The organism is Neochlamydia sp. AcF65, from assembly GCF_018342435.1.
In the GTDB taxonomy this organism is placed as follows: Bacteria; Chlamydiota; Chlamydiia; order Chlamydiales; family Parachlamydiaceae; genus Neochlamydia.
The window spans coordinates 13,307-31,485 of record NZ_JAEMUE010000017.1 but is presented as its reverse complement, the minus strand read 5'-3'; the positions used below and the strand labels follow the sequence as shown (position 1 = coordinate 31,485).

At 38.9% G+C, this 18,179-nt stretch carries 6 protein-coding genes; all 6 read right to left on the bottom strand.

The genetic code is table 11. The features are described from left to right. Positions 1–312 precede the first annotated feature (312 nt). The gene (locus NEOC65_RS01580; RefSeq protein ID WP_213155496.1) at positions 313–693 is read right to left on the bottom strand and encodes a hypothetical protein; all 381 of its coding nucleotides are present in this window, start codon (positions 691–693) and stop codon (positions 313–315) included. 117 nt (positions 694–810) lie between these two features. Beyond that, entirely contained in the window at positions 811–2,496 is a 1,686-nt protein-coding gene (locus NEOC65_RS01575) for a leucine-rich repeat domain-containing protein (RefSeq protein ID WP_213155495.1), read from the bottom strand. A 515-nt stretch (positions 2,497–3,011) separates the two neighbouring features. Beyond that, positions 3,012–4,379, bottom strand: a complete 1,368-nt coding sequence (locus NEOC65_RS01570; protein WP_213155494.1) for a leucine-rich repeat domain-containing protein — start codon at positions 4,377–4,379, stop codon at positions 3,012–3,014. A gap of 764 nt (positions 4,380–5,143) precedes the next feature. Continuing rightward, positions 5,144–7,477, bottom strand: coding sequence for a glycosyltransferase (locus NEOC65_RS01565; RefSeq protein WP_213155493.1), 2,334 nt, complete (start codon positions 7,475–7,477; stop codon positions 5,144–5,146). Between the two features lie 100 nt (positions 7,478–7,577). Continuing rightward, a complete protein-coding gene (locus NEOC65_RS01560) occupies positions 7,578–13,313 on the bottom strand; it encodes a DUF3638 domain-containing protein (RefSeq protein WP_213155492.1) in 5,736 nt (1,911 codons plus the stop codon). 41 nt (positions 13,314–13,354) lie between these two features. Then, positions 13,355–18,178: a hypothetical protein gene (locus tag NEOC65_RS01555; RefSeq protein ID WP_213155491.1), complete on the bottom strand. Its 4,824-nt coding sequence runs from the start codon at positions 18,176–18,178 to the stop codon at positions 13,355–13,357. Between the last annotated feature and the right edge of the window lies 1 nt (position 18,179).

Sequence of the window (18,179 nt, the reverse complement as noted above, 5' to 3'; positions counted from 1 at the left end):
CACAGTTCCGTACAAACGCCCAAATCAGACTCACGCCATCTATACGCCGGATGCCATCTACACAGTAATCAGGTATCTTGTAGATTCTTTACAGAAGATCGAAGCGCCCCTGCTTTTGACATCAAATTTCTGGCTTACGACGCGTCAACAATGGTTCAGGTTTATTCGTCTTTCTGATTTATACCTTCCGAGTTTTATCTCGACTTTTCCTTAATGCTCACTACCATTACTCTTAATAACAGCAGCTTAAGGTGGTTTGAAGCCCGTTCCTGAAAACCGACTTCGGAGGGCCTTCTCCATCATTTGTACAGCTTAAGCACAAAGTTTTAGTTCATATTGAACTTCTTTGCGCGCCTGCGGCGCACCTTCAATCTTCCATTTAAATTCTAGAGGAGAAAGAGAACTAGCTAAAGTAAAGATTTGCCTAAAAATTGCATTTACTTTTGCTGTTTCCGAGAGGCTACTTTCTAGCTTATATATCCTATCTAAAATAAAAGCCTGCTTGTTAATATCTCCTTGGGAAACATGTACTTTACCTATTTGTTTATAAAGAGAAGACATTACTTCAGAAGCCAGCAGATGATGCCATCTTTTACAGGCGCTAAATAAGGAAGGAACTGCGCAAGCCTCTATGATAGGGAGTAGCAATTCATTGGGCAAGCTTTCAATAGAGGCTGAAGAGATAGAATGCATTTTATTTCCTTGAGTAGGGATAACTTTTCAGCATTATTATTTCTAAAGGCAATATAAAAAAATTAAAAAAGCAAGTCTAATTAGCTCGCCCCAAATTAAAAAGAACTTACGGCCATTCTACAATTGAAAACGCTGCCTTATTTTTTCTGGAATATCTTTCAAAGGATTTCCCGCTAATTCAAGCTGGATAAGCTGAGACAGCTGCCCGATTTCTGCAGGCAAACAGGTGAGCTGGTTCTGGTTTAAGTAAAGCCACCGCAGCTCAGACAGCTGTCCGATTCCTGTAGGCAAAGCGGTGAGCTGGTTTTGATTTAGTTCAAGCGTTTGCAGCCGAGACAGCTGCCCGATTTCTGCAGGAAGGCTGGTGAGCTGGTTTTGGTTTAAGTTAAGCTGTAGCAGCTGAGATAGCTGCCCGATTTCTACAGGCAGGCTGGTGAGCTGGTTCTGGTTTAAGTAAAGCCACCGCAGCTTAGACAGCTGCCCGATTTCTCCAGGCAGGCTGGTGAGCTGGTTTTGATTTAAGTAAAGCACTTGCAGCTCAGACAGCTTCCCGATTTCTACAGGCAGAGCGGTGAGCTGGTTTCGATTTAAGTCAAGTCCTTGCAGCTGAGGCAATTGCCCGATTTCTGCAGGAAGGCTGGCAAGCTGGTTTTGATTTAAGTAAAGCCATCGCAGCTGAGACAGCTGCCCGATTTCTGCAGGAAGGGTGGTAAGCTGGTTTTGATTTAAGTAAAGCCAGCGCAGCTGAGATAGCTGCCCTATCTCTGCAGGCAGAGCGGTGAGCTGGTTTTGATTTAAGTAAAGCCTTTGCAGCTGAGACAGCTGTCCGATTTCTGCAGGCAGGCTGGTGAGCTGGTTTTGGCTTAAATCAAGCTCTTGCAGCTTAGACAGCTGTCCGATTTCTGCAGGCAGGGTGGTGAGCTGGTTTTGGCTTAAATCAAGCGTTTGCAGCTGAGACAATTGACCTATTTCTGCAGGCAGACTGGTGAGCTGGTTTTGATTTAAGTAAAGCACTTGCAGCTCAGACAGCTTCCCGATTTCTACAGGCAGACTGGTGAGCTGGTTTTGATTTAATTCAAGCCTTTGCAGCTGAGACAGTTGCCCGATTTCTCCAGGCAGATTGGTGAGCCGGTTTTGATTTAAGCAAAGCCACAGCAGCTGAGAAAGTTGCCCGATTTCTGCAGGAAGGCGAGTGAGCTGGTTTTGTTTTAAGTTAAGCACTTGAAGCTGAGACAACTGGCATATTTCTGGGGGTAAATAAGTCAAGCCTGCGTTAGATAAATTTAGCGAAGTTAAGTCTTTACAATTTCCTTCAATCCAATCTCTAAGAAGATCTCCTTTTTTTTCTAGAGGCAAGAGCTTAATTTCTTCTCGGCTCAAGTATTCTTCTCCACCAGGAAGTTTTTTCCAAACTAAAAGGCGATTAATATTCAGCAGATAAGAAGAGTAATTAGCTAAAGTAAAATATTTTTTTTCTTCAGTCTTCCATTTAAATTCTACAGGAGAAAAAGAACTAGCTAAAGTAAAGATTTGCCTAAAAATTGCATTTACCTTTGCTGTTTCAGAAAGTCTACTTTCTAGCTTATAAATCCTATCTAAAATAAAAGCCTGCTCCTCAACATTTCCTTGGAAAACATGTATTTTACCTATTTGTTTACAAAGAGAAGGCATCACTTCAGAAGCCAGCAGATGATGCCATCTTTTACAGACGCCAAATAAGGAAGGAACTGCGCAAGCCTCTAAGATAGGGAGTAGCAATTCATTGGGCAAGCTTTCAATAGATGTCGATGAGATAGAATGCATCTTATTTTCTTGGTTAGTGATAACTAATCAGCATCTTATTTATTAAAGGCAATATAAAAAAATTAAAAAAGCAAGTCAAACCAATTTGTATCTTTATCAATGAAAAACAATTCGCAGATAATCTACCACGCTTTTATTTCAGATAGATCCAAGAAAAGGGTGGAGACCTTTCAAGCATTTAATAGCAGCCACAGTTTTTGGAGAGTAAGTGAAGCGGCAATCTTGGTTTGGCTAAAAGAATGAGATTGATTCTTTGCCTTATTTGAGAAAATAGCTCTTTTTGGTGTAATTTTTTAATTCTTCTATTGAATGATGGAATACAATAGGCCTAGCTTCTTCCTGTCAAGAAAGGTTGTCTTCTCAGCTATAACACTCTGCAGAAAAAGAAAGAAGCTCCTTGTCGTTATAAAGGTGTAGGTTATTTTAAGCTTGCTTAGTTGCCGGAAGAAACGCGGATGACTTGTTTAAAGATAAGATGGCTAAAAGTTTTTTATTTCATTTTAGCCCCTCCCAATTTAAAAATCACTTACGGCTATTCTAAATAGAAAACGCTGCCTTATCTTTTCTGCAATATCTTTCAAAGGATTTTCTGCTAGTTCAAGCTTGGTAAGCCGAGACAGTTGCCCGATTTCTCCAGGCAGATTGGTGAGCCGGTTTTGATTTAAGTAAAGCCACCGCAGCTGAGAAAGTTGCCCGATTTCTACAGGCAGGCTGGTGAGCTGATTTTGATTCAAGTAAAGCTCTTCCAGCCGAGACAACCGTCCTATTTTTGCAGGCAGAGCGGTAAGCTGGTTTTGGTTTAATTCAAGCCATTGCAGCTCAGGCAGCTGTCCGATTTCTGCAGGCAGACTGGTGAGCTGATTTTGATTTAATTCAAGCCCTTGCAGCTGAGACAGTTGTCCGATTTCTGTAGGCAGAGCGACGAGCTGGTTTTGGCTTGAATTAAGCCTTTGCAGCTGAGACAGCTGTCCGATTTCTGCAGGCAGACTGGTGAGCTGGTTTTGATATAAGTCAAGGGTTTGCAGCTGAGACAATTGCCCGATTTCTGCAGGCAGACTGGTCAGCTGGTTTTGATTTAATTCAAGCCTTTGCAGCTGAGACAGCTGTCCGATTTCTGCAGGCAGTGCGGTAAGCTGGTTTTGATTTAATTCAAGCCTTTGCAGCTGAGACAGCTGCCCGATTTCAGCAGGCAGTGCGGTAAGCTGGTTTTCTCTTAAGCCAAGCTCTTGCAGTTCAGACAGCTGCCCGATTTCTGCAGGCAGGGCGGTGAGCTGGTTTTGATATAAGTCAAGGGTTTGCAGCTGAGATAACTGGCATATTTCTGGGGGTAAATAAGTCAAACCTACTTCAGATAAATCTAAATCTGTGAAGTTTTTACAATTTTCTTCAATCCAATCTCTAAGAAGCTCCCCTTGTTTTTCTAAAGGTAAATACTTGATTTTTTCTTGGCTTAAGTATTCCGCTCCCCCAGGAAGGTTTTTCCAAAGTAAAAGCCGATTAATATTTAAGAGATAAGAAGAGTAATTAGCCAGAGTAAAACACCTTTTTTCCTGGGTTTTCCATTTAAATTCTAGCTCCGCAGGAGCAAGGGCTTTAGCTAGAGTAAAGGCCTCCTTGAAGATTGCCTTAGCTTTTTCTCCTTCAGAAAGCCTATCATCCAGCTTATAAATCCTATCTAAAATAAAAGCCTGCTTGTTAATGTCCCCTTGGGAAACATGTACTTTACCTATTTGTTTATAAAGAGAAGGCATTACTTCAGAATCTAGCAGATGTTGCCATCTTTTACAGACGCTAAATAAGGAAGGAGCTGCGCAAGCCTCTAAGATAGGGAGTAGCAATTCATTGGGCAAGCTCTCAATAGAGGCTGAAGAGATAGGATGCATTTTATTTCCTTGGGCAATGATAACTGCTTAGTATTTTTGTTTTTTAAAGACAATATAAAGAATTAAAAAAGCAAGTCAAACGAATTCGTATCCTTATCAATGAGTAACAACTCACAGGCAATCTACCACGCTTTTATTTCAGATAGATTTAAGAAAAGGGGGGGACTTCCAAGCATTTAGAAGCAGCCACAGGTTTTAGCGATTAAGTGACGCGGCAATTTTGATTTAGCTAAAAGAAGGAGATTGATTCTTTGCCTTATTTGATAAAATGGCTCTTTTTGGGGCAATTTATTAATTGGTCTATCGAATGATGAAATACAATAGGCCTAGCTTCTTCCTGTCAAGAAAGGTTGCCCTCCCAGCCTAGCAATCTGCAGAAAAAGAGAGGAACTTCTTATCTTTATAACGGAAGTTCCATTTTTTTTAGAAATAATCAATAGTAAACAATTTATTGATTGTTAACAGTTTATATTGGTTACCGGCGTTTTTTCCTAGTGACTACATGCGCATGGTTTTTTGGCAAAACTTTTGGTAACTCTATCTTTAAAGCCTCAAGCATTTGTCTATTTTGGGGACGTGGTTCTGAAATTTGCTGAAAACCAGTCTAAGTAATTTTTTGGCAACTACAATTTAAAAAAGACCCTAAGTTTTTAATAATAAACAAATTACTCACTTTACCCTTATAAAAAAAATGAAACTTCCGTTTAAACTTTTATTCATCCAAGCGAATGATCCTCTTGCCCAATGGCAGATGTGCCTAAAGGTTAAAATTCTCCGTAGGCTTTAAAAATAATTTCTTCAAATGACTTTACATATCCTTTAACATCAGCAAATTGCTCATATTGCTTTTTTGCATGATAAGACCACTCCTTATAAATGGCTGGATTGGTTAACAAATGGCAAGCAAGCTGAATATATTCTTCTTTCTTTCCTGTATGCACAGCGCGATCGATTCCCATGAAAATCCCCCCATAGCGAGCTTGCTGAGGACCATTAACATCAAACATGGTGACGACAGGACAACCCGAAGCCATTGCATCTAAAATAGCCAAACAACTTCCCACCGGAAACTCATTTAAATATAGATGCATAGAGCGTGCATATTGACTGGGATTAGCCAAAGGCCCTAAATAATAGAAACGATTATCTACTCCATACTCCTTGAATATTTTTTTTATCCTTTCTAAATTGCTAATAGCTCCTATAGGGGCATAGACAGCCTGAGGGACTTTTTGAAGAATTTCAGCTATGGCATAACATAGCTCAGCTGTCAATCTTGTATCTAATTTAGTAGATATAGTAGTCATGACCAGGCAGTCTTCAGGTAATCCTAAAGATTTTTTTTCATAGGGCTGAGGGAGCCAGTTTTTTCGGACATCCAAAGCAAAAGGCAAAGCTACAACTTGCGTATGAATTTTCTTGTATAAGTCTTGGTAAATTTCTACAGCTGTATCTGTGCTAACAATAGCTAGGTCAAAGCCGGGATAAGTAGGCTGGCTACCATGCTCTAATAAAACCCTTAAAGGCACATCTACCATCTGTGTCGCCAGCGTATTAACCGTATCAGGACCATGGAAAACTGCTACATCTATTTTAGCCTCTTTGAGCAAAGAGCTTAAATGATGAGCTCTATGCAAATAAGTCGCCGGATTCTCATGGATAAGAGTAGAAACCCCTAAGGTTTGGAATTGACAAATTAGTGCTCGCCCTCTTTGCAAAGAAGAGGAAGAGGTATAAAAATTGTGAGGATATTCTAAAAGATTTTCAGCTAATATTTCTGTGCTTATTACTAGGAGTTCCATCTTTGAAGAATCATGATGAAGTACTAAATTCTGTAGTAAGCGTGTAGGAGCATGGCCTCCATAGGCAATTTGAGGAACAATATGAGCTACTTTTATTTTATCTTTTGCTAGGCGGGCTCTTACCGCTCTTTTTTTAGCTAGATCAGAGAGCAAAATTTGCATTTTATCCTGAACTTCAGGCCCCAGGGATTGGCTAGAAGAAGGCAAGCCCTTGTGAGTATCATGCCACCTGAGCTGTCCCTCTCGCATATGTAAAGCAGGTAGGCGACTAAAGCCCAAGCGGTCTTGTTGAATAGAGAACAATAGGCGCTTGGCAATTTCATACAGCCCATTACCTAGCGGGGTATCCACGTTAAATTCTGAGTAAGGTTGTAAAAAACAAGCTTGTAAAGCCTGCATCAACGCGGGAGCATACACCCGTAAATGAGAGGTAGGAATAAAAAAAATGGGGTAAAATTCTTTGCCCAAGAAATCTTTAAAATTTTGAGAGCTTATTTGCGCATGAGGGTAAAATTCTAAAATATAAATAAGATAATGAGCTTCCCCCGCCGCTTGTACAAAAGCTGGAAACTGCAGCATTTGAAAAAAAATAGCAAGGGAAGTAAAGGCAAAAACCGCGGGGCGTTCCTTAAATTTTTCCAAAAAATCTGTAAAATCTTCCTTTAATGGCTCAAAGAAAATCACAGCAATTCTATCTAAAGGCACATCTTCCAAAGAGGGAGGAAATAAAGAATATTGTAAAGGATACCAAGGATGAGCCTCCCCATATTGGCAATTAAGACTTGAAAGATAAGAAGACTTACGTTGGAGAAGGTTTTGCCATCCAGCGGCCATACGTAAATGAAATTCAAATAGAGTTTTAAAATTGTTGGGGACTAACCCTAAAATCTCTTTGATAGCTTCAGGGGATAAAGGTATCTTTCCTTGTTCAGCTTGAAAAATTTTTTCAAGGAAAGGAGGAGCATTTTTACCCAGGCTAGAATGTTCTTTTTCCTGGCAAGCAAACGAGAGAAGAAACAATAAGAAACTTTCTTCCACTTTTAAATCATTAATTTCTTTCTCATATAGGTGAGGATGGCTTTTCCGCAAATTATCTATAAGCAGTAATTGATATCTAGCTTCTAGGCTTTTACCAAAAACTGCTGCATCTACAAAATTGATTACCTGCTTTACCCATTCGTTGGCAGGTTGAAGGGTATCATAGCTAGGCTCTGGAGAGTAGATAATCTGGCTGACAGCAGCTACTAGGTCTCCCCGGCTATAAAATTCAAAAAATTTTTTTAGATATTCCTGCATTTTATACACACCATCGCTTGTTAGAAAAAATTTTTTATATAACATGTAAAGGGCTTTATTAAAAAACTTAAATAGTAAATTAGCTTTTTGAAGAGGAGCTTTACTTGGAAGAACTAATGAAGCGATAATAACGTTCGGGCGAGAGGATACGTAAGGGTGAAAGAGCCATTTGACAAAAAGATTGCCTTGCAACAGAGCGCTTAGGGGTAGCAAATAAGACAAACATTACAGCGCTTAAGATGACTAAAGGATAAAATAAAAGGGCCATCACCCCTATCACTGTATCGCGCTGTTTGTTAATTTTTTTATCAGCATCATACCACATTAATAAAGCTTCTCTAGATAAAAATCGCACTTTTTGTTTGGGCACATTTTTAATGACTTCTCTTGGCTGATTAGAAAAGAAAGTTTCGATAAAAACTTCCTCCATCTCCCCCCATTGAGAAGGAAGCAAATTTTTTAAAGCCTTGAGCAAATCTTTAGGTCGCAAGGTTTTCATACTTAAAAAACTTTGGATTTGAAGAGAGGTAAGCTTCTTAAAAGTCTCTACCGCCATTCCTTGAGCCTCTCCTATTACCAAAGGACTTACGCTTCTTAAAGCCTCAAGGTTTAGATAAGGAAGGAAAAGTAAAAGATGCTGAGGAGCCACCCGCTGTACTTGGCCTCCATCTAATGCATTAATAATTTCTTGATCTAAAGTATATTCAGGCTGTAATAAAGCAATTTGCTTGGCTAAAAGATAGGGATAAAATTTTTTATCTAGGCGCAATAATGTCTGGCGACAAAAAATTTTCTTAACTTGCTCGACTGAAAGTTCTGCCAAACCTTCTTTAGACAGATGGCAAATTTGCTCTCCATCTATTAAAGTTTGGATTAAATGACGATGAGAGATCGATAATTTAGCGATCTGGGATAAATCAAGATAGGAGGCCAGCGAGGCATCAAGTAATTCAAGTTGGTCAATGTTTAAATAGGGCAAGGGACAGGGTTGATTAATTTGTAACACTTGCTCATTAGAAAAATAAGATGCTAACCGAGGATCCACTTCATTCACCCAAGCAGGATTCATCGCTTGAATAAACGCTTTGGCCTCAGGGAAAATTTTTTCTTCCAATAAATATTTTTTATAATCCTCAATTTTTAACAAATGCCAAGCATGAGGAGGCAATAAATGAAACTGCGAGGCATTCAAGAGATAATATTTAGCAGGCGCAACTTGTTGCAACTGTTCTAGCTGAGTTAAATGGGCTAGGCACTCATCAGGGATCAATTTTATACATTCTGGCAGAAGAGCTGGGGCCATACAGGGACGGACGGTTTTAGCAAAACCTTCTAAGCCTAAAAGATCAATTTTTAATATTTGATAAGATCTTTGTCGTTCTTTACTTAAGTTGACTAGCTCCTCGGGATTAATGCGCCCCAAATGCTCCTTAGGCAAGTAATTTAGTGCCTTTCCTTTTAACCAATAAACTTTCTCTGCGGGCACTTGGGCAATTTGCTCAGGCAGACTCAGATGACGCAAACGGTAATTAGGAACTAGCTTTACCTGTTCAGAGGTGACATGCTCAAACTCTTCGGCAGGCAAATAATCAAAAAAGCCAGCACGCTTAAGCATCCCCACTTGCTTACTAGAAAAGAAACGAGCAAAGTGCCAGGGTACTTGATTTAGCGCCTCTTGGTTTAAATGATCAATTTCTTGATTCAACCATTTTGTTTCCTCAGCTTTATTGTTAAAATGAAAAACTGGCACCTCTACAGGTTTTTGAGCTAAAATAGGATCTATAGCAAGTATTTGAGTTTGAATGAGATCTCTTGCTGTTTTTAGGCTTAAGAAACGATACTTTAGCTCATAATTTTCCTTTTTTAACTCATTTTCTACTAAGCTGGGATAAGCACGCAAGTAACAAGCATTTCCATTAAAAAAATGGGCCCACCAAAGAGCCCGTTTTGTAATAGCTAGGCATTCTTGGGGAAGTATACTTTCTTCATTTAATAAGTGTCCTTCTAAGTTCAGTAACCAGCAATCCTTAAGCCGGTAATGCTTGATTTGCTGCCGCCAAAAAGCCGCTTCTTCAAGATCAATAAACAGGGGAAGAAAGTGGGTGCCTTTTTGAATTAAAAGAAGATGGGCGGCCTTTTTCTGGGCTTTATGAAAAACTGGAAGGTCTATCTCATGAGAGCGAGCCAAATTTTCTGTCAAAAAAAGATCGGAGGGAAAAATTTGGTAATAAGAAGCTTCATAGGGAATACGTTTAAGCAATTTGCGGAAAGTCGTTAAATGAGGAAACTTGTAATCTAAGCAGCTTTCAGGGTACTCCTTCAATTTTAACCAGGGAAGTGACTCAGCGGCGGGTGCATCTACACGGACCGCATACTTTTGCACTTCCCTTAACGATTCTTTTTGAATTTCCACATTAACTTCTAGTTGAATTTCCTTTTGCTTTTGGACAAAAACTTGTGTCTCCCTATTAGATGAAGAACCTTTAAGAACATGCCAGGTTAAAGTATTTTCGGCCCATTTGACAATTTTTTCCGCTTTTTCTTCAATCTGTAGTAATTCTAGGGCCTCAAAATAAGGAAAACCCACTTTTTTGAAACGGCTATGGGTAGTATTAAAATACTCTTGAACAACTTTATAGGCAGGCACCCTTTCTTTTAAATCTAGAAAAAGATTAGCAGGGTCTTCTTTGAAAGAACTGTAGAAAAGCCACTCCATCGCTTGGAAAAGTTCAAGGCTTTCTAGCTTAAGTGTAGAATTCATCAATTCCTGCATGATTTTTTGAATAACAGCTGCGCAATAGATTTCTCGCACTTGCTGAAGAGCTGATTGCAATAATTGGCTTTTTTTTCCCTCACTTTGATTACGCAAGGCACAAGTAAAAAGTCTTTCTATTCCATAAAGAGCATGATGAGGAAAATTTTTAACGTTTTTAGTTAAAACTTCTCCTGCCATTTTATGGAAAATAATGTCTACATTTTGAGCATGAAAGAAATTACGAGCACGTAGAGTTCCTTGCAAAATAGTGCGCAATGTAGTGGATAAGGGATCAAAAGTCATCGCCACAAGAGCATTGGCTTTAAAAGGTATATCAGAGCCTATCGCTCTTAGCTCATCAAAATAGATGAAGACCCTTTCTAAAAGCACGCCGTGCTTTTCAAACTCTTCCCGGCGGGTCATCGCTAGCGCAATAGGTTCCTTAAGTTCTCTTTTTAAGAGAAAAAAATTTTCTTGCGCCCCCCTTTTGCATAAAAATACTACGCCGTCTATCTCCTCTTTTAAAGGTTGGAAATTCAAAATCTCTTCTGCTACTGCTTGGTTAGAATAGCGTTTTAGCATCCCGCTCGCATCAATTAAGGCTCTAAGACGGCTAGCAGCATCAGGCGTCCGTTTTATTAAAATAGCATTTAATATTTCATGAGGGGTTGCTTTGTCAATTTCTGAAAGAAAACTTTTTTGGCTAGCGATATCCTGGGTAAGCTTGACCAAAATACGCCCCTCGATCCCTTGCTCAAGAATACAGCTGTCTGCTATTTCTTTAGGAAAGGAATCTTTATTCCCTAATGTGCCTGAGCAACCGATAAACTGCGCTCCCATGTGACTAAGCGCAGCGGGCCCACAACTTAATAAAGAGCTATGATAGCGCAAAAATTGGTCAGAAAACTCGGCATAAAAATCTATACATCGCTGGGGGCTTGCATTTATTTCTTGAAGAGTTGCTTGTAGTTGTTCTGATGACCATTCCTGATGCAAGGCTAATCCAATGAGAGCTTTAAAGTGTTGAGCTTCAGCAGATTCTTCGGGTGCACAGTGGTAGATTTCAGAATAATACAGCGAAGCTTCCCGCATTTGATCCCGGTATTTCATTAGGCGCGCTATATCCACGCCCGCATTAATAGCTCCCTGGAAATAACAACAAGCGGTCACATAGATATTAGCAAATTCCGTATGGTTAGGAGCATCTACTCCTAAGTAAGGAATAATTTTGCCCTCCTCTGTAAAGCCATATCTTTGTTTAAACCCTTTAGCAAGAGCGAGCGGTAAAATTTCACTACACAATTCTTTTATTAAAGCAACTGCTCCTAAGGCCCGTTGAATGGAGCGTTGCGGCTGCCTTTTTAAAGCTTCTAAGCTTCGCAAGAATTCAAGATGGCGCTTAGCCTGTTTGCGCTCCTTTTTTTCTCTAATTTCTAACCTGTCTAAAAATTCAAGATCATCGTTAGCATTAATCCCTTTTAGCAAACGCGTATCTATTTTCTCCAAAATGTAATCTTGCAAGGATACTTTGAAAGAGGCGTGGCTCATGGGAGAAATTAAAGGAAAAAGAGATGGGTATTCACTTATAAGCACTTTTACGAGCCTAGGAAAGACCTGCTCTTGTAGTGTTTGCCTGTCCACGCAGGCTTGATTATCTTCTAAAAGATTCAATAAAGGGGCAATTTTTGAGTCGGTTGAAAGAACAACATAGATGGATTTAATGACCTCTAGGCTATCTTTTGAAATAGTAACTTCTAGTCCAGCGGGAAAATTAATCTCTTCCAAGCTGTTTAATATGGAATCTACCTCATCGACTAAAAAAAGGCAGTGAGTTTTTATAAAATAAAGGATATGAGCGAGCTCTACAGCCCGTTTTAAAGTTAAAGGATCGCAGTTGCCAGGCTCTTTAAATGCTTTAACTTGATCGATTAATTCCTGCCGAAGAATAAGCAAAAAATTTGCTTTCATTAGTATTAAATAATTTTTGTCTTTGGCATGTTGGAGCTGAGCTTTAAGGTAGTAAAGAATTTTAATAGAAGCTAAATCTTCACGGTTAAAATCTAGATCTATCACATCTTGATGCAACCGCTTAAATTGATTATTCATTAGATTGGACTTAAGAGAAGGATATTGGGAAGGGTGGGCTAAAAAAAGAGGCACGCGTGCGTTTTTTGAGGCTAACTTAGCAAGCTTTGCTAAGATCACACTAGTTTTTCCTCCTCCCATCATCATTTGAAAAACTGCGGCAGGACAATACTCTCCTAGATTTTCTGTAAAAATTTTTTCTATCAAGAGATGCAATAGTTGAGCTTGATCTTTACGCATGCGAAAACCTGAAATATGCTCAAAAAGCAAGGTTTCCAAATAGCTTTGATTATCTTGGGAATAGCTTTCAAAAGGATTTAAGAGCTCTCCAATTGCTTGCCATGCCTCCTGAGCAGCAGGTTCATCCTTCCAAGTTAGAGGATGATGGCTTTGAATATGAATGATAGAAAATAGATGATTTTTAACCGTTGCTATAATTTTATTGCTAATTTGCCATTCTAAATATTCCTGTATACATCTTTGTAAAGCTACTAGATCTTCTTCTAAAAAATAAGGATTGCGTTGTTGCAAAAAGGCTAGCTTTTGAGAGGATGTAGGAAAAAAAATGGTTTTAAGCCCATCTTCTAGCTCCATTTGAATTTTATCTTCATTAACCTCTTTTAATTTTGCGAAGATTAAAGCGTTTATTTCAGTAGGCCTTCGATTTAAAATTCGCACAATATTGTTTATCATCCCTACATCATTGCTTTCATGAGCATAAGTCGTAAGGATTTTATCAAGCTGTAAAATTGTTGGGAAATCAGGAAGTAGGTAGTGGTGAGCGTTGTTTTGAAGCTCGATCCCTTCGTACCATTCATGTCGATAAAAATCTAAATCATTTTTAAAAAAATCTTCTTCGTTACCCTCTATTTTAAAAGGACAGGATTCTTTAGCAGGCAAAGAGGAATAAATAGTATAGTTATCAAAATCCTCTTTGATTGCTTGAATGATTTGAAAAGGAGAAATGCTTTTATACTTTGCAATTATCTGGCACACCTTGTAGGTAAAATCTAGGTCTTGAAAGATTCTTCCCCTCTTTATTTCCTCTTTTTTTCTCCCTGACTAGATTGTTTTTGGATAAGAGTGGCTTCTAGTTGAAACGTAGGTAGAGTAGCTAGCAATTGCTCAAACCAGCTCTGCAGGTGCAAAGAATTTTCCGCATATTTCTTTGAGTTTAAAGAGGGCAAAAGAGGGGCTCGATCTTCTTTTTGCAAGGCTACTTTAAGAGAAATTTTGATAAAGTGAGGAATTTTTAAAGTCTCTAGCGTATAGACTAATTCCCACTTTTCTAATGGAGCAGTATAAAGGGAGGAAAGCTTAAGATAATGATAGGCAAAAGCTTTTACAGGATAAGGTTGGCCCGGTAATAAGACCATTTCTACAGGTCTTTCTATTCCTTCTATGAGCTCTAAGGTGATATCCATCGGAGCTTCCCCACCGCTTAAGACAGGATTTCTCCAACGAGCCAACAGGGACTTTTCCAAAATTTCGGCTGGCTTTTCAGTCATCACTATTTTGTGCCCTGTTCTTAGCTCCTGTTTACGATTTTCTAATAAAGCTTTGTTCTCTTGGCATGAATAAATCTTTAAATGCTCTTTGTCCTCAGCTATCCAAAGCTCTATTTCTAAACTTAACCTAAAGGCTGGGGGGACAGAAGAGAGATGGCTTAAATAATGCTCGTATACTTCACCCAGCGAGGTTAAAGGATTATTAAGAGGATCCCATCTGCCTTTTAGATCGATTCCTTGATCAATTAAAATCTTATAAGCGATTAATTTTACTGCCGCTGCGGTAGCTGAGTGATCACACGCATCTGCTTGACTATCAATAAGCCATTTTAAGATCAATCTTTCCCTCTGGTCTAAGCGATAGTGAGGTCTAATAGAATGCAAAAATTTAAAAGCTTGATAATAATCTTTACCGAGAAGGGATAGATAGGCGGCAAATAAATTTTCTTTGGGGGTCTCAGGACAAAAGCCATATAAGTTCACTTTAATTTCTATTCCTTCCACGGCAAGCAATTGAGAAGGAGCCTCTATGCCCCCTTTTTCTACCATAGGATAGACAATAGAGGAATGCCTATCGGCAACATGGCGTTGGAAGGGTAAGATTAGAGAAGTTTCTTCGTCTGCACGCAGCAGGTCCCCATTCTTTCTCTTTATTTCGATCCCGTAAATCTTAAGAGAAGTGGATGTAAGTTTTATCCCATTTTCTCTATGGAAAACTGAAGGTGCATAAAAACAACCCCCTAATTTACGATCAAGACCTCCTTTTTCATAAAAGTCGGTGTCCTGGCGTTCAAAAACAAGGGGTCTTCCGTGCGGCATACGTATATGGGGGAAAATCAAGCGGTCTCGATAGTCGAAGATGATCCCATGAATATAATGAGCAGCGTAAGTATAATAATGCATGCCAAACGCCCCCGTGCCCTTCTCTAGATTAGATAAAGATTCTTCCTCATTCTCTACCAGTTCAAGCCTCATGCCTTTTTCCGCACCCTCTTGAAAGACAACAGCCCCTTGGTCATTTCTTAATAACCAAAGCTTATCTGGTTGAGCCTGATAATATCCTCTAGCGACTAAGTTTTCACAATTGATCCACCAAATGCTGTCTTGGCAAAGGGATATAGGTAAATGCAAGCACTTAGCCACTTGAGGAGGTGGCAGATAAAGATGCCATTGCCCTTCGATCAAACGTTGTAAAGAAAGAGGGAAGCTTTCCTTGCTGCTTAGCCGATAAGTTCCGGTCAAAGGATCTGAAAGAATAATAAATGGATGGGATTTATCTACTTGCCAGACCCGCACACGATCAGAAAATAGACGTCTAAAATCTACAGATTTAAGAATAGCGGCAGGAATAGGTAGGTATTGACCTTTACTCAAAGATATGTTGAGAAAATCAACATTCTTATTTTTTTGGATTTCTTGGATGAAGGCCGGCTGAGTCTTACTTAGTTCATTATAGTGGCGCCACATGTGGTAACGCATATTATACCACCAAGCCCGTGTCATGGCATCCATGGAAATTCGTTCCTGCTCTAATTGCTTGTGTAGTTGTGGGCCTTGATCTAAATACTCCTTCCAAGCTTGCAAGGACAAGTTTTCTCTTTTCTCTAATTCTATCAGCTTTAGTAAAAGTATTCTTATATCTGCAGATTGCTGCTCAGGCATTTTGGTTTTCTGCAGACATGCTTTTAATCCTATTATCCATTGATCATGGAACGTTTTTAAGGTATAACTCATGCTTTCGCAACCAAGAGATGAAGATAGATCAGCTAAGCGGATGGTAAGATTTAAAAGACATTTGCCCTCTTCGCTAAGGATACCCTTATTTAAATTCTTGGCAAAAATGGCGGTACAGCCTAAAAAATCTTTAAGAACAGTATTTAAAACTTGAGGGTAGAGCTTAAATTCCTCTAGTAAAGGAAATTTTTCTACTCCCTCTTTATCTATCACAATTTTAAAAAGATACCTTTCTAAGAAAAATCTAAAGCGATCGATTTTAAAATTTGAAATTTGGTACTTTAATTTGCTCAATAGTTCCACAATCGTCAAGGTAGGTTCAGCAGCAGCTTCTTCAAATGTAAGGCTAAGATTGCTCATCTCTTCCTCTATAGCTACAAAACGCTTTAAAGTTTTATTTTGGTTTTCTCTCCACTTTTCTTTGGAAAATAAGTTTCTTTGATTAGCATCTAGTCTTATTCTTTTCTCCCTACCCTCCAAGTAAAAATCAAAGCGCTTTTGATGATTTTTAGCATAGGTGAGGTTAAAGCCTAAGCCTTGATGGAAAGTAACTATATTTTCGTGGCCTACATGATATCTAGATCTTTGATCGCTTAGAAGGTGAACATGCATAGCTATATTTACAAGTTTAGACAAAGCGTTAATCCAAGAATCGGCAAGATCTAGCTTATAGGGCAAATGGTTTTGAATCTTTACATTTACTAATTCGGCTAATAAGAGTTGCCCTGGAGTAACGGCTTGCAGGATATCTAAGTGGGCTCTTTTTTTTAGATGGTAATAATGCTGGTTAATCTCATTTTTGATCGCAGGATAAGCCTGTAAAATTTCTTCAGCAAAACAACCATCAGCTGTATCGTCAAAGCTTTCCTTGCCTTTTTCAGGAAATAAAAAAACAGGTTTTATACCTTGGACATGCCACCCTTTGATAAAACTCAGTGTATCTAATCTATCACTCCAGCAAGAATAGGACTCGCACTGAAAATAAGGGCTGGTAGTTAAAGCTAGATATCCCTTAAAAGCCGGTTTAAATTGATTCAGTACCTTTTGATCATCCAGCTTTTCACAAAGAACATAAGCAATGGCTAATAAGCGCACCCCACTATTTTGCAAAGAAGATAAAAAACGCCCCTGTTGGTGAAAGGCATGCTTAGCAAGTATTTCTGCAAAAAAAGATAATAGAGGTAAAGCCTTCCTACATTCCTGAATGGATAATCTCATCCACTCACTTTCAAGATGGGGTAAGGATAAATTCATCACTGCTGAAGTTACATAAGGGATAACCCACTCATAATCATAAGACTCAAAAAATTTTATTTTACCCTCAATATCTACCAGTCTATCAATGGCTCCTTTAGCTACATGCCCATCTATATTTATAGATAACTCCTTTGCCGAAGGTGGGTCTAGAGGAGAATGCAAGGTAGATTCCATAGAACTAAGATACTGTAGGCATTGTTGTGTACTTTTTTTGATAAGAAAAGATTGATTGACTGCCAGCTTACAGGACTTAAATCTATCCTCAGCGGGGATAAACTCGCGCAGCAATTGTTCGGATTCTTCCTTTAATTTTTCCACAGTGCCCACAGCAGCTTCATACAATCCATATAGATAGCGTAAAGAAAAACTATCTTTAAACTTTAATAGGTGGCGAGCCGAGGTAATTAAAGCCTTACTAAGGAGCCCTAATCTAGCATTTAAATTTTCGCTCCTACAAGCAAAGATAGATTTTCTAATCGCTAATACCAACACTAAACGGGAGATCACCATAAAGGCTTTATAGAGCTCTAAGGAGAACAGCGGTGACGGGCTTTGAGCTTCTATCCATCGATGAATGAATGCTGTCATTGCTTTTAGCTTATGCGCATGTGCTGAGTTGATTAGACGACTCTTAAACTGAGGATCAATCAAATAGGCATGCAAAGGCTCAAAAGCTACTAGGCAAGCATGCTCGTCAACATTGAGAGCTTGTGAAGTTTTCCATAAGATATCTGCATGAATAGCCACAGGCTGTTGAAAGTTAGGTCCTAACAAATCATCGCTAGGAACAGCGGCGTAATATCTTAAGGGATAAGCTTTTTCATAGCCGAAAGCATATTCTCCGAAGAACTTTCTACTATTTTTCTCTACGGTAAAAAGCTCTATATCGAATGTATCGTCTGCATTTTTGCGATAAAGAACTACATTTTCTAAACTTTGCCCCCAGGTGGTTTGATAAGTTAAAGGAAGTATAAAAATTTCATTTTCTTTTAAATGAAAAAGACGAGAAGTAATTTCCGAAGGGGTAAGGGTTAAATTGTCTAGCAACTTTTGAAAAGCATATAATAAATGTTCACAAATTTCTGGATCTAAAGCAGGCGCCAATTGGGGTAAAGCAGTTGCCAGAGCTATCCATATTTTTAATAGACTGTGAGGATCAATTTTGTTGGGGTTTTCTTCTGTTAATAAGGCTTCGGCTACTTCTTCAAAATTAGCTATTTTACTAATTTGCTCTGCCAGTTGATCATAAGCCTCATCTAAAAGCGGAGCTCTAGGATGAGTTTGAAGAGAAAGGCTAGAAATTTCGTTATCAAAAATTTTCTGTTCTTTTAAAAAGCTTTTAAGCACATGCGTAGCATTCATT

Bases quoted from the DNA above. Each gene is read 5' to 3' on its own strand.
- NEOC65_RS01555 (WP_213155491.1), bottom strand. From the start codon at position 18,178: ATGAATGCTACGCATGTGCTTAAAAGCTTTTTAAAAGAACAGAAAATT.
- NEOC65_RS01580 (WP_213155496.1), bottom strand. From the start codon at position 693: ATGCATTCTATCTCTTCAGCCTCTATTGAAAGCTTGCCCAATGAATTG.
- NEOC65_RS01575 (WP_213155495.1), bottom strand. From the start codon at position 2,496: ATGCATTCTATCTCATCGACATCTATTGAAAGCTTGCCCAATGAATTG.
- NEOC65_RS01565 (WP_213155493.1), bottom strand. From the start codon at position 7,477: ATGCAGGAATATCTAAAAAAATTTTTTGAATTTTATAGCCGGGGAGAC.
- NEOC65_RS01570 (WP_213155494.1), bottom strand. From the start codon at position 4,379: ATGCATCCTATCTCTTCAGCCTCTATTGAGAGCTTGCCCAATGAATTG.